Origin of the sequence: Psychrobacter sp. DM8, assembly GCF_051307025.1 — a bacterium.
Lineage (GTDB): Bacteria > Pseudomonadota > Gammaproteobacteria > Pseudomonadales > Moraxellaceae > Psychrobacter.
On the sequence record NZ_CP195538.1, the window covers coordinates 489472 to 503660 of the forward strand.

Here is a 14189-nt window from a genome sequence, read left to right on the forward strand (position 1 = left end):
TTCTTGTAATAACAAACTATAGGCTACTCTTGTTATTAAACAGTAAGTATATTTATCTATATTGAAAGGAATCAGCTATGGCTATCGCAAATATAAATGACGGTTCACGTTATCGCGGTTTAATCTTATCCATTGTAGCGTTTTTAACGCTCATTGGGGTTTTGCTCGCTTTTACTTTTTACACCTCAAGTATTCTTGAGCGCAATACAACCCTGGTTAACCTCTCCAACAAAACTGCGAACAATGCCCAAACGATTATTAAAGACTTGTTTGATTTGCAAAACAGTACTGGCGAACATATTAACTCGCCACACCAAGTACGAGTCAGAGAAAGACTTGAAACCAATACACAAGATATTGATCAGCTGTTAAAGGGTATGAGTAACGGCTCAAACTATATTAATAGCAATGGTACAACGATCAGTGTTCCTCAAATAAAAGGCGAGTATGAGCAAAACGCACTTGAAACTGCACAACAAGAGTGGGATAAGCTAAAGCCACTTATCGAAAACTATCTTGAGGGTGCTGATGATATTTTAATTGACTCATCAAGTGAGCTTGCACTGGCCAATGATCAAGCTAAAACATCAAGTTTGCGTATGAATGACTCTTTAAACGAGCTGACCGATGAAGTTTATGCTCAGTCAGAAGCTCAGGCTAATACGATCCGTCTAGTTCAGCTACTAGGGGTTGCGGCAATCTTTGCTTACTTCTTAGTCTTTGTATTCTTCTTTGTTCGCCGCTTGCGTGAGACTGATGCTGAAGCACTAGCGGCTCGTCGTGAGACGCAAGAGATCATGCAAACGGTAAATACTGGTCTATTCTTGTTAGATAAAGACTTAAATATCGGACAACAGCATTCTCGGGCATTAAACAATATTATCGGTACTGACAATTTAGCGGGCGAGAACTTTACCAGTGTATTGCGTGGCCGTATCTCTGATAAAGATTTGACGACGACCAAGCAATTCATTGAGCAGCTATACAATCCGCGAGTAAAAGAAAAACTCGTCGACTCATTAAATCCATTGCACAAAGTGAGATTGCATAATGTATCAGGTGAGCAAGGTTCAGACAGTCGCTTCTTAGATTTTAAGTTCTCACGAGTTTATAACAATAAAGATATTGCGCGTATTTTGGTCAACGTTAATGACGTATCAGATGCCGTTTATCTTGAACAGCGCCTAGAAAAAGAGCGCTCACAAAACGATATGCAAATCGAGATGCTGACCACTATCTTGAACGTAAATCCAAAGGTGATTAACGAGTTCATCGATAACACCAAACAGCATATCGAAAAAATTAACAACATTCTAAAAAACCCAGGCAGCTCGCAGTATGAGCTTGAAGGCAAACTTAAAGCCATTTATCGTGATATGCACAGCCTAAAAGGCGAGGCCTCTGCACTTAAATTGCATAGCTTTACTAAGATTGCCTCAGAAGCAGAAGACAAACTTCATGCGCTACAAAACCAAGGCACCTTATCAGGTAACGACTTTTTGCCGCTAGCCGTTCATCTAGATGAGCTCCTCACTTTGTCTAACACTATTGAAGCTTTAGGTGAGCGTATTAACCAATCATCTGCTGCTGCTACGCCAAGAGCTGTAGAGCCTCAAGTTGTAGTAGAACCAGACGCTGCTCAGCCAGTTGCACAAGTTTCTGAAAATTTGAGTACTCATAGCACAAGCGATAATACCTACAGCGCAAGCGATGACACCTATAGTGATGAGGGTATGGACATTGATTTGGATGATGATTCAGACGATGACTATATGCCATATTATCAAGAGTTCGCGCAAGACATTGCCACCAGACAAGATAAATATGTACAACTTCAAAGCCAAACTTTGAGTCATGTCAGTGTACCAGAGCGTCTTAAAAAACCCGTCAAAGAGATTAGTATTCAGCTACTACGTAATGCTATCGTTCACGGAGTAGAGACGCCAGAGGCTCGTAAATCAGCGGGCAAATCAAACGTTGGAACCATCGAGCTTGAGATGCAAAATGTTGGTCGAGACTTTGTCATCACTATCCAAGATGATGGTCAAGGTATCGATTACGATAGCATTCGCCGTAGATTGGTTGAAGGTAGCCGCTATAGTAAAGAAGAGGTTGCTACCTTTAGTCAAGCTAAGCTACTCAAACAGTTGTTCGCTTCAGGGTTCTCTACCAAGGAGTATGCTGATGAAGATGGCGGCCGCGGTGTTGGGCTAGACATCATCAAGTCTTTGATAAAAGAGCATGATGGTAGTCTAAACGTAAATAGTGAACTGGGTAAGATGACACGTTTTGTTATCAAATTACCAAAAGCCAGTTGAGAGTAAACTATGTATAAACTAATGATCGTTGATGATTCAAACATCATTCGAAACCGTATCCAGCGAGCGTATGACTCTGGCAACTTTATGCTAGTAGCGACGGCAACCAGTGGCGTGCAGGCGGTAGAGAAGTTCAATGTGCACCGCCCTGATGTGATTACGATGGATCTGACGATGCCGCAAATGGATGGTCTTGAATGTATCAAAAAGATTATCGCCATTGATCCTGATGTACGTATCTTAGTCGTGTCAGCTTTGTCTGATAAATCTACTGGTATTGAGGCGCTATCGCTCGGTGCTAGCGGGTTTTTATGCAAGCCTTTTTCAGAAGAGGATTTGGTTGAGTCCTTACACGAATTGATGCAAGACTAATGAGCTGACGCAAACTAAGCTCATACCCATTAAATACAAGAAAAATACTATGAAAGAGCAAAAGCTACAGATTTTTTTGGATATTATTAGCCACTATTTTAACCAGTTTGGTAGCGAGGAGATGGTGGTAGACACGCCTTACTTGCTAGAAGGTAAGCTGCCTAAAGTACTCGACTATACTGGCGTCATCGGTATATCTGGTGCACAAAAAGGGGTAGTGTATTTTTCGGCGACTCGCAAGCTACTATCTTCTATATTAAGTAGTATGGGCGAGAGGGATACTAGTGAAGCGATGTATATCGATCTAGCAGGTGAAGTGGCTAATACTATCGCTGGCAACGCACGTACAGAGTTCGGTTCTGAGTTTCACATCTCTGTCCCTTTTGTGTTTAAAGGTGCGCCGCAGAGTATCGTTCTACCTGATGATGAGCGCTCTTTTATCATTCCTATTACTTGGTTATCACAGATCGGTGAAATCGTCGTTTGTCTTGAAGACTAATGCTTTAGCTACTGGGTATTATATACGGATAATATTATGATCAAAGTTGAAAAATTAGGGGTCTTTTTAAGCTCAATCGATGCCTTTTTTACACAGATTGGCACTGATAGTGTTTCACTTGACACTCCATATCTAAGTGATAATAAAGTCGCAGTAGGCTATGATTATAGCGGTATTATCAAGATATCAGGACCACTGACTGGGTGCGTTTATGTTAGTGCTCCGAGTAATATGCTGCGCGAGATTATCAGAATCATGGGTGAGCCTGACACGTCCCTTAAAATGATGAAAGATCTACTTGGTGAGATGGCGAACACCATATCAGGTAATGCCCGTACTGAATTTGGCGCCGACTTTATTATTTCCCCTCCCACTATCGTTGAGGGCGCGCCAAGCTTATCCTACCTACCCAATGATCGTCATAGCTATATAACGCCTTTTACTTGGCGTGGTTATGAGGCGGTAATAGGTATCTGTATTGCCTAAAGACGGTTCACTGCAATATAAAGTTGAACATGTTAAGTATAGTTGAACCACTACAAAACTGATAATAGTTTATTTTATTTCGAATCGGCCATATTAAAACGACGCTCAGACGTCGTTTTTTTGCATTCTACTCTTTGTCTATTTTAGACTTGATGGATATCCACAACCTATAGATAGATTGTTCGTACGATTTAAATAACTAGAGATTGCTACTTAATATATGATAAAATACAGCGCAGCTATTTTTTGATAGTGCATTTTTTAACCAACCAATGACACACACATCATGGCAAAAAATTGCTGGGTGTTTGGCGACTTGATTAATTTGCATAAGCCTTTTTATTTACCCTAAAAAACGCTTTGCAAATGCGTGTCGCTAGATAGGCAGTTTTTGTGATGTGGAGGCATAACCCAACCAATAGGACATTTTTACATGGCAAATGACAACCCAACACAAATCGCAATGCGCGACTTACTCCAAGCTGGCGCTCACTTTGGTCACCAAACTCGTTTTTGGAATCCAAAAATGGGTCCTTATATCTTTGGTGCCCGTAATAAGATTCACATCATCAACCTAGAGCATACCGTAAAAGCGTTTAACGAAGCCTTGACTTACGTAAACGGCTTAGCAGCTAAGAAAAACAAGGTACTATTTGTAGGTACTAAGCGTGCGGCAAGCGGTATCATCCGTGAGCAAGCACAGCGTGCTGGCATGCCATACGTCGACCATCGCTGGTTAGGTGGAATGCTTACCAACTGGAAAACACTACGCCAGTCAATCACTCGTCTAAAAGAGCTTGAGAAGCAAGCGGAAGACGGTACTTTTGCTAAGCTAACTAAACGTGAAGCTCTAGAGCGTACACGTGATATGGAAAAGCTTGAGCGCTCATTAGGCGGTATCAAAGACATGGGCGGCCTACCTGACGCTATCTTCGTTGTTGACGTTGATCATGAAGCGATTGCTATTAAAGAAGCTAAAAACCTAGGTATCCCTGTGATCGGTATCGTCGATACAAACTCTAATCCTGACAATGTTGATTACATCATCCCTGCTAATGATGATGCTATTCGCGCCGTGACTTTATATGTCAGCTCTATGGCTGATGCGATCATCGCGGGTAAAGAGTATGCACAAACGCAAGCGGGCGGCAAAGCGGATCAAGAGCAAGCGTCTGAGCAAGCACCAGCGGATAAGCAAGCACCTGCTACCGAAGAGTCAGCAACTGCGATTGAGCAACCTGCCAAAGCACCTGCGGTTGAAAACCCAGCCGAAGCACAAACTGATCTATAAGTCTTAACTAAGCGTAACACTAACTTATTGTTAGTGACCTATTTATTATCAATAAGGGGCATGATGAAGGTTTACTCGTCATGCCTTTTATACAATAAATAGTCTTTTTAGGCGCTATTATTCGTTAAGCAAACCTATATTAAGCATTTTCACACACAACAAATAGAGGTAACTCTTATGACAGACGTAAAAGTATCTGCCAAAATGGTAAAAGAATTGCGCGACCGTACTGGTCTTGGCATGATGGAGTGCAAAAAAGCACTAGAGGAGTCAAATGGCGATGTTGAAGTTGCCATCGATAACTTGCGTAAATCGGGTCAAGCAAAAGCGGCCAAAAAAGCAGGTAATATCGCTGCTGACGGTGCTATCATCATCGCACAAAACGACAAAAAAGCATTCTTGGTAGAAGTTAACTGCCAAACTGACTTTGTCGCCAAAGATGACAACTTTACAGCTTTTGCTGAAAAAGTCGCTAATATCGCTTTAGAAAACAATACGACTGACGTTGAAGCTATCAATCAATTGCCATATGGCGATGGTCAAACAGTCGAAGAAGCTCGCGTATCACTGGTACAAAAAATCGGTGAGAACATCCAATTACGCCGCGTTGAGACGCTAGAAGGCGATAACCTTGCCTCATATCGTCATGGATTACGTATCGGTGTGGTCGTATCTTTTGAAGGTGATAATGCTGATACTGGTAAAAACCTTGCTATGCATATCGCCGCTTTTAACCCAGTAGCGGTAGATGACGAAGACGTGGCTGCAGACGTATTGGCTCGTGAAAAAGATATCATTGAAGCCAAAGCTCGCGAATCTGGTAAGCCTGATAACATCGTTGAAAAAATGATCGAAGGCGGTCTGCGTAAGTATCTTGATGAAGTGACCCTACTGCGTCAGCCATACGTCATGGACAACGACAAAAAAGTCGGCGACGTACTAAAAGCTGAGGGCGTTAAAGTATTAGGCTTTAAGCGCTTAGAAGTTGGCGAAGGCATTGAGAAAAAGCAAGAAGACTTTGCTGCAGAAGTTGCCGCAACGCAAGCTGCTGCAAACAAGTAAGCCTATATCAATAAGCTAAGTAGATAGCATTAAACCTATCTTAGTTAATGTAGTGCTCTATACTGCATATAGATAAAAAAGATACAGACAAATAGATAGAGACAAAAAGCCCGCTATATAGTAGCGGGCTTTTTGCGTTTTGCAGTATATAAAATAGTAAGTTTAACGTAGCGCAGCGTAAGCGGAATTGGCGTAGCTTGCACTATTACTGCTCGTACCAAAGCTGACATTTTGCATTGAGCTGTTATCGCTGATGCCATTAGCGTTGTTATAGTTATTTGTACTAGTCGATAGCCCAGAGTCGTTTTTGTACAGGCTATGATAACGGCTCATCACCTTTTTGACGTAGTTGCGGGTTTCCTTAAATGGTGGGATACCACCATACTTATCGACGTTACCTTCGCCTGCGTTGTAGCCTGCAATAGCAAATTCGATATTGTTATCAAATCGGCGCATCAGCCAAGCGATATATTTGGCTGAACCTTCAATATTATCCGCAGGATCCCAAGCATTACTCACCTTAAATCGTCTGGCAGTAGCAGGCATCAGCTGCATCAAGCCTTGTGCGCCGACAGGCGAGCGGGCATTAGGATTAAAAGCGGACTCGGTATGCATCATTGCTTTCATAAGCCCAGGATCAACGCCATGACGAGCAGCTGAAGCACGGATATAAGCGTCATAAGCATTACGGCTACCGCTATTGCTAGCAGGGCTAGTACCGTAGTTATTGGTACTGGCATTATTATCGTAATTGCTACTGTCTTTGTAATAAGTGACTTTTACTTTTTTGGTGAATTTTTCAAAATTACCGCTAGGGCTGACGTTGGTTAGAAGAACCTGACCGCCTTTGTCTTTATAGATATACATATTGCCAGCATGCGCGCTTGTAGAAATAGCGGATAGAGCAAAAGAGGTCAATAATATCGGTGACAGGCAACGACTTAGGGTTTGAATGTTTATCATAAAGGCATCACTTTTTATCGAAGACGATCAGATTACTTGGTGTATGAACGCGCTCAAGAATCAGCTGATTTAAAATAGATAGAATTTACTATAACACAACTATAACATAAATCCTCATTTGGACTTATGTCGAATATGTCATATCCATAAAATAAAGAATGAGCTTATGCTGACAGCGCACCGATAAATATGGGTACCCATACGGCAGTCAATAGCCCGTTAACCGCTAAGCCAAAGGCTGCATAACGTCCAGCAGTTGAGCTGATCTGCCACGCTTCAACTGTACCAAAAGCATGCGCCGCCAGTCCCAGTGCCAAACCCTTTGCACGGTCATCATCAATACTGCGAAACAAGAAACGTGCCAGAGCGCCGCCAAGCAAGCCTGAAACAATAATGATCAGGTTTGCCATCGCTAAAGGTGCGCCAATCAAGTCCGCTACGCTAAGACCGATAGGCGTGGTTACAGAGCGAGTGGCAAAGGCTAATATGGTCTCTTGGCTAAGCGAAAACAGATAGGCAAGTGACATGGGCAATAAAGCCCCGACAATACTAGCAATCAGCACAATAATAGAGAGGCGCTTGACCGGTAAACCCTTAAAGTTCATTGCTGCCAGCGGTACAGCAAGTAGTACTGTCACGTAACCCAACAGGTGATCAAAGACAGGTTTGGCCACGCCATAGTAGTTATCATAGTCCCATTGCAAAATGAATAAGAACACAATAACTAAGACTAGTGCGGTAATGACCATAGGCAGCCAAGTGAGCTTTTTGGCAAGGACGCGGGCGCTCACGTGCGCCACTAACGTCAATAGTATCGCCGCCCCAGTCGCTACGGCTATGCTGTCAAAATACATGGCTACCTCTAGCAAAATACATAAAAACCCCTAGAAAGATGCATAACTCTCTCATAAAACATACGGCTACTCTTGACGCTCAGTAGATTTGCTTGACGTATCAAGAGTATCGCTACTGTTTAGCCAGCGATTAGCCAAGATGCCAAGACCCCATAGCGGTATGAGAGTACTGATAATCATCGTGATCATGACGCCCCATAACTCATCACCAAGCTCAAATAACAAGATGCCAGCGCCGGCAGATACAGGTAAAAAGGCAAAACCGCTATCGACAAGCAAAGTATTGCTCGCTTGAGTGAGCCAGTGCGGTAGACCTCTTATCAAACGCCAAGTCATAAGTATCAAGAACATCGCAACCAAACCGACAATATTGGCAGCCTTTTCGATACCAGCCCAGCTGCAGATAACGACCGCAAGCTCACGAACCACAACGACCATAACGAGGGTTAAAATAATAGCCATCCATAAAGGTAGCTTTGAGTGCGAAGAGAGGGTCATAAGTGACTCATGATAAGTTAAAAATAAACATAACGTGCTAGAGGTTTGACTAATGGTAAGTACTAGTAAAACATGACACACCATTAAAAAAACACTTGTCGATGATAGGAGCGCCAATTATATACACAGTCGCCACATTAATAAAGCTAGGTTCCCTAAGGCAGAATCAATAAGCGCCAAACTATCAAAAAACAAGCGATACCTATCTTATAAGATAAGTACCGCTTGTATTAGGTGAGGTTTTTTTAAATAGTAACTTAAATAGTACTAAAGACCGCGTTTAATAAATAGCTAGACTGATTGATCAGGCCTCTGGCGTTGTATCAGACAAGGCTAAATCAACTTCGGACTCATCGTCTAAATGATGGCTTAAAGTCTCAGCTGAGTCATCAGAATCTACCGATTTACTGTCAAGATCACCTGCATTTGTCGCAGTTTTTTCTTGGCTTGACTCTTCAAAAGGTTCAAGAACAGGCATCAAAAGCGTTGCTTGTGCTAAGGGCAGTACGTCTAAAGGAGACAGGTTAGCCTGACCGAGCAGTTGCTTGAGCCTATCGCTTGGCAGACGTATGGTCAGGCACTCATGACCCGTATCATCATAGCTTTCCTCGAGTATGACGCCAAGCTCGTACAAGGTGTTTTTGAATTGACCTGCATTATATGGCAGCGTCAAATCAAAGGTGGTAAGCGTGCCCGTCAATAGCTGCTGTACGGCAAGAGAGAGCTCCTCCATACCTAGGTTTTCTCGTGAGGAGACATAAACACGATTGGGTTTCCCCTCGCTTGCATACCCAATACGAGCAGGCTCATCAGTGAGATCAATCTTGTTATAGACATTGAGCACAGGTACGTCATTGTCAATCTCAGCCAGCACTGCTTTGACCGCTTGAATCTGCTCATGCATATCCTCACTTGAGGAATCGATAACATGAAGCAAAAGATCAGCCTCTAACGTCTCCTCAAGCGTAGCATGAAAAGACTCAACCAACTCATGGGGCAAGTGACGCACAAAGCCTACGGTATCGACCAGTACTACGCGTCCAACGCCTTGCCAGTCTAAGCGGCGCAGTGTCGGGTCAAGGGTCGCAAACAGTTTGTCCGCAGCATAGATGTTTTCATCCACCAAACGATTGAATAAAGTGGACTTGCCTGCGTTGGTATAACCGACGAGCGAGACAGTGGGTACATCAGATTTTTGCCGACGGGCACGGCCTTGCGCGCGCGTTTGCCGTACCTTTTCAAGCTTACTCTTAAGCTGATTAACTCGCGTCTGCAATAAGCGGCGATCGGTCTCAAGCTGGGTTTCACCAGGGCCACGCAGACCAATACCCCCTTTTTGACGCTCCAAATGCGTCCAACCGCGAACGAGGCGCGTCGATAGATGGTTAAGCTGCGCCAGCTCGACTTGCAACTTACCTTCATAAGTACGAGCGCGCTGAGCAAAGATATCTAAGATTAAACCGGTGCGGTCAAGGACGCGGCACTGGGCTATAGTCTCAAGGTTACGCTCTTGTGATGGCGACAGATTGTGGTTAAAAAGGACGATATCAGCGTCATGCTCGCGTACCAGTTCGGCAATCTCTTCAGCCTTTCCGCTCCCTACAAAGTACTTGGCATCAGGCTTTAGGCGTGAGCCTGTCACTAGTGCCAATCGATCCGCACCTGCTGAGTCCGCCAAGAGTTCAAACTCGCCAAGATCATCAGGATCTTGAATTTGGCGGATGTCTAGATGAACGATAATAGCGCGCTCGCCGCCGGTATGTCTGTCAAAATATTCCAAAAATAGTCACCTATTATTAATTTATTAAAGGGTTATAACCTTCTATATGCGGCCACCCCAACGATATTAAAGCGTGTCAGATAATTTTATGTTAACTTTGAACCTGATCCAAGAGGTCTGAGTGAACAAATCGTCACTGAATCAAGAGAAGTTTGTTATACTTATCTGCCTTTTATTACACTCTATTTTTATAATTTATCTTTTACATAACCGCGCGTAGCTTATATACAATAACGCACTATATACATCCATGAGGGACAAAGATGAGTCAATCTAAGTCAAAGTTTTCAGTCAAAAAACAGTTGGGCCGTGGCAAGCAAATCGCTGGCATGACCACAACTATGGTCGGCGGACTACGCGCCGCCCAGCGCATCGGCGCATTTCGGGAGCCACCAAGAGAAAAGCTACCACGCTATATTCAAGCCTTTTGTCGCAAGATGGCAGGCTCGTTCGGTGTCAAGGTCGTAGAGGTCGAGCCAGTACCGCAGCATCACGGTCTGTGGGTATCAAACCACGTGTCATGGATGGATATTCCAGTTGTAGGTACCGTGAGTCCCGCGTTCTTTTTGTCAAAGGCTGAGATTGGCGAGTGGCCTGTATTTGGTAAGCTGGCTCATGCTGCGGGCACGGTATTTATCCAGCGCGGGTCAGGAGATGCCGGATCAGTAGCCACGCAAATTGCAGACTTTTTAAAAGAAGGCTTTTCGGTTGTCTTTTTCCCAGAGGCCACCACGACAGATGGTAAAAAAATCAAGCGTATTCATGGTACGCTTTTGCAAGCAGCGATAGATGCAAAGGTACCCGTACAGCCTATGGTACTCGCTTATGTTAATAAGGACGGTACCTTAAGTGACGCACTGCCTTATTATGGCAAATTAACCATGAAAGAGAGCCTTAAAAAGGTACTCGATAGCAAAAATGTTACCGCTTATGTGCTACCGCTTGAGCCAATAGATCCTAATGGCTATAGCAAAAGTGAGATGACCAACAAATTGCAAAAAAGTATGCAAGAAGGCTTAGCTGAACTACATTCAAGAGTACTGAGTACTTCTGCATAAGCATAAGGTTTTGCTATCAGGATAAACACAGAAAAGTGCAACCTTTAATAGGCTGCGCTTTTTTTTGATATTTCTACCTAAAAATAAAACTAAGGCGATGGATTAGGCTGCTCGGTATGTACGGCCTCTATAGCTTCTAGTACATCTGCGCTCAAAGTCAGATCAATGCTGTCGATGTTAGATTTAAGCTGCTTGGTACTGGTCGCGCCGATAATGTTGCTAGTGACAAAAGCACGCGAATTAACAAAAGCCAGTGACATCTGCGCCATATCTAATCCTGCGTCATCAGCAATCTTGGCGTACTGTTCTGTCGCCGATAGCGCTTGCTCGTTTACGTAACGACCAAAGCGCTCATATTTGGTCAGGCGAGCGCCCTCTGGACGTTTGCCATCTAAATATTTGCCCGACAACACACCAAAGCCTAGCGGCGAGTAAGCAAGTAGGCCGACGTTTTCGCGATGCGCGATCTCTGCCATACCGACCTCATACAAGCGATTGAGTAGGCTATAAGGATTTTGCACCGTGATAGGTGCGATCAAACCATTCTTGTCCGCCTCCCAAAGATAGCGCACGAGTCCCCAAGCGGTATCGTTGGATAAGCCATACGCACGAATGCGACCTTTTTTGATCTCATCGTTTAGCGCTCGAATGGTCTCTAAAAACGGCGTCAAATCGTCCAGTGATTGCGCTGCCATATCTTCGGTGTAGCCGCGCTGACCAAAAAAGTTCGTTTGACGCTCAGGCCAATGCAACTGATAAACATCGATGTAATCTGTTTGCAAGCGCTTAAGGTTGCCATCGATAGCTTGCCCGATATGCTCAGCGTTAAAACGGCTTTGACCGTCACGCAAAAAACTCATTGGCGACATTTTGCTGGCAAGGATAACCTTATCACGCTGCTTGTTCTTAGCAAACCAAGTGCCGATATGACGCTCAGTATCCCCTTGCTTGTCTTTATCAGGTGGTGAAGGGTACATCTCGGCGGTATCCCAAAAGTTGACGCCAGCAGTTAGCGCCATATCCATCTGCGCGTGCGCTTCACTCTCGTCGTTTTGCTGTCCCCAAGTCATCGTGCCTAGACAAATCTTGGATACCTGTTCATGAATCTGTGGCAGGGTTTCATATTTCATCTTATTATCCTTTTTATTGTTTTAAATGAGCTGTATACCAGTCACGCCAGGCGGAGTGACTTTAAATATTTGGACTTTAAAAAGCACCGCTTGACCGGCGAGCGGATGGTTGAAGTCCACTTCGATCTCATCATCGATAGCACTTATGATACCTGCCAAAGTGTTTTTACCTTTATCCTCAAACTCAACCATCATGCCAATCTCAGGATTGTCCGCGATGAGCGCAAATTGAGTGCGACTAAACTGCTGGACGTTATCTGGGTTCCAGTCTCCAAAGGCTTGTTCAGGGCCAAGGTGTGCTGTGCGCGTATCGCCTGCCCGCAAGTTCATCAGCACCTGCTCAAAGCCAGGCAATAGACTCTCATCACCGATAGTCAGCGTGACAGGTGCGTCGCGACTAAAGGTTGAATCGATTATTTCTCCATTCTCAAGTGAGACTTCAAAATGTAGTTTGACGCTACTGCCGTAAGCGATGCGCGTATCTTCGTTAGGATTGATAAATTGAGAGTCGGTCATAGTCAAAGGTCACCTAGTGATTAAAAAAGCAATGCATCAAATAATAAGGCAAATGATAGCTGGTGTAAGCGTCAATAATGTAACGTAACTGCGGCACTATAAATATAAATAAAGTACCATAGATAAAATACTATAATTTTGAATCTACAAGTGAGCATATATAGCAATGGCACAAAATGAGCGAAGCATCCTAGTACAAGGCGTCGTACAAAAATGGCAAGATGAAAAAGGCTTTGGTTTTATCAAAATGGGGAATGGCGAGTCGGTGTTTTTTCACGTGAGCGAGTTCAAAGCACCGCGCCGCCCAGAGATTGGCGAACACGTTGTCTTTACGCTTGGGCAAGATAATCAAGGTCGCCTGCAGGCCAAGCGAATACAAGAGCTAAGCTTTGTACAGCAAAAAATGGCAAATAAGAACAGTCAAATCCGTAAGCGTAATCAAAAACGCAGCGCACAAGCGGACTTTGAGGAGGGTCAAAAAAAGCGTTTGTTTATTGGCGTAGGCTTTTATGGGGTGCTAGCGGTACTGGCATTCACAAGTGAGATAAGCTGGCTCGTGTTTGGCTGGTATATAGCGTTGGGAATTATCACTTATATGATGTATGCCAAAGATAAAAAAGCGGCGCAAAACAATGAGTGGCGCACCCCTGAGATGACATTACATATTTTAAGCGCTCTTGGCGGCTGGGTGGGAGCGCTGGTTGCCCAGACTTATCTGCGCCACAAGTCCCAAAAGCCAGAGTTTCGTATGGCGTATTATTTGACGGTAGTCATTAACTTGGCGGGCTTGTTATTTGTGATGGCGGGTGGGGGATTGGAGGGGTTTTTATGAATTATTAAAAAAGGCATTAGTTATGTACGCTTTTGAACAAGTTTTACCCTTGATAGAACCCAGTTATGGTTGGGTTTGCTGCCGTAAGCGAGTAGGCTACTATTATAGTTTTGCCATAGATTTCGGAGAAAAAATTTATCACAACCAAGAACGTAATGTAGATCCGTATTATGGTGAATGGCAATTTCGTACTTATAATCGTATGTGGAAAATTATAAAAGAGGACAAAGTTATTTTAGAGGGTCAAAATAACTCCGGTACTAACGATGATTTAGATAACGCGCTGCAACAGATTGAATTTGGCAAGTTGATAAATATTTTGGTCACTGACGATCTTAACTTAGCTTTAAAGCTCGATAATGGCTTATCGATTGAGTTTCTTATCAGTAGTAGGAAAGAAGATATCTGCACAATTTTTTTACCTAAGAATAGATGTCTTGCTTATCAATCTGATGGGAGCTGGGTATATGAGAAAAGTGATATGCCAAAGCCTAATTATATTAAGCTTGATTATAAATGATAGGTAATAT

General features: G+C 43.6%; 15 protein-coding genes. 9 read left to right on the top strand and 6 right to left on the bottom strand.

The window, feature by feature from the left end; all coding sequences use genetic code 11:
• Positions 1-77 precede the first annotated feature (77 nt).
• The 6 genes from ACR64J_RS02150 to tsf all read left to right on the top strand — a co-directional run bounded on the left by ACR64J_RS02150 (position 78) and on the right by tsf (position 6028).
• Positions 78-2318, top strand: a complete 2241-nt coding sequence (locus tag ACR64J_RS02150) for an ATP-binding protein (protein ID WP_435950264.1) — start codon at positions 78-80, stop codon at positions 2316-2318.
• Positions 2319-2327: 9 nt separating this feature from the next.
• Entirely contained in the window at positions 2328-2690 is a 363-nt protein-coding gene (locus ACR64J_RS02155) for a response regulator (protein ID WP_435950265.1), read from the top strand.
• Positions 2691-2739: 49 nt separating this feature from the next.
• A complete protein-coding gene (locus tag ACR64J_RS02160; RefSeq protein WP_435950266.1) occupies positions 2740-3189 on the top strand; it encodes a chemotaxis protein CheX in 450 nt (149 codons plus the stop codon).
• Positions 3190-3225: 36 nt separating this feature from the next.
• The gene (locus tag ACR64J_RS02165; RefSeq protein ID WP_435950267.1) at positions 3226-3675 is read left to right on the top strand and encodes a chemotaxis protein CheX; all 450 of its coding nucleotides are present in this window, start codon (positions 3226-3228) and stop codon (positions 3673-3675) included.
• Between the two features lie 433 nt (positions 3676-4108).
• Entirely contained in the window at positions 4109-4966 is an 858-nt protein-coding gene (gene rpsB, locus ACR64J_RS02170; protein WP_435950268.1) for a 30S ribosomal protein S2, read from the top strand.
• 177 nt (positions 4967-5143) lie between these two features.
• Positions 5144-6028 carry a translation elongation factor Ts gene (gene tsf / locus ACR64J_RS02175; RefSeq protein ID WP_435950269.1) on the top strand — a complete coding sequence of 295 codons (885 nt, stop codon included), beginning with the start codon at positions 5144-5146 and terminating at the stop codon, positions 6026-6028.
• 162 nt (positions 6029-6190) lie between these two features.
• On the opposite strand, the gene ACR64J_RS02180 is transcribed toward tsf, so the two are convergent.
• From ACR64J_RS02180 to hflX, 4 genes are all read right to left on the bottom strand, one after another.
• Positions 6191-6991 (bottom strand): lytic transglycosylase domain-containing protein, encoded by an 801-nt coding sequence (locus tag ACR64J_RS02180; protein ID WP_317200150.1) that lies wholly within the window; start codon positions 6989-6991, stop codon positions 6191-6193.
• Between the two features lie 164 nt (positions 6992-7155).
• On the bottom strand, positions 7156-7845 hold the full coding sequence (locus ACR64J_RS02185) for an LrgB family protein (protein ID WP_435950270.1): 690 nt from the start codon (positions 7843-7845) through the stop codon (positions 7156-7158).
• A 66-nt stretch (positions 7846-7911) separates the two neighbouring features.
• Positions 7912-8343, bottom strand: coding sequence for a CidA/LrgA family protein (locus tag ACR64J_RS02190; protein ID WP_435950271.1), 432 nt, complete (start codon positions 8341-8343; stop codon positions 7912-7914).
• 304 nt (positions 8344-8647) lie between these two features.
• Positions 8648-10123 (bottom strand): ribosome rescue GTPase HflX, encoded by a 1476-nt coding sequence (hflX, locus tag ACR64J_RS02195; protein ID WP_435950272.1) that lies wholly within the window; start codon positions 10121-10123, stop codon positions 8648-8650.
• 263 nt (positions 10124-10386) lie between these two features.
• Between hflX and ACR64J_RS02200 the strand changes: the two genes are divergently transcribed.
• Positions 10387-11181, top strand: a complete 795-nt coding sequence (locus ACR64J_RS02200; protein WP_435950273.1) for a lysophospholipid acyltransferase family protein — start codon at positions 10387-10389, stop codon at positions 11179-11181.
• Between the two features lie 89 nt (positions 11182-11270).
• On the opposite strand, the gene ACR64J_RS02205 is transcribed toward ACR64J_RS02200, so the two are convergent.
• Together ACR64J_RS02205 and ACR64J_RS02210 are read right to left on the bottom strand one after the other, a co-directional pair.
• Positions 11271-12311, bottom strand: coding sequence for an aldo/keto reductase (locus ACR64J_RS02205; protein ID WP_435950274.1), 1041 nt, complete (start codon positions 12309-12311; stop codon positions 11271-11273).
• A gap of 21 nt (positions 12312-12332) precedes the next feature.
• Positions 12333-12827: an FKBP-type peptidyl-prolyl cis-trans isomerase gene (locus tag ACR64J_RS02210; protein ID WP_435950275.1), complete on the bottom strand. Its 495-nt coding sequence runs from the start codon at positions 12825-12827 to the stop codon at positions 12333-12335.
• A gap of 166 nt (positions 12828-12993) precedes the next feature.
• Between ACR64J_RS02210 and ACR64J_RS02215 the strand changes: the two genes are divergently transcribed.
• Positions 12994-13659, top strand: coding sequence for a DUF1294 domain-containing protein (locus ACR64J_RS02215; protein ID WP_435950276.1), 666 nt, complete (start codon positions 12994-12996; stop codon positions 13657-13659).
• A 22-nt stretch (positions 13660-13681) separates the two neighbouring features.
• Positions 13682-14179, top strand: coding sequence for a hypothetical protein (locus tag ACR64J_RS02220; RefSeq protein ID WP_435950277.1), 498 nt, complete (start codon positions 13682-13684; stop codon positions 14177-14179).
• The last annotated feature ends 10 nt before the right edge of the window (positions 14180-14189 follow it).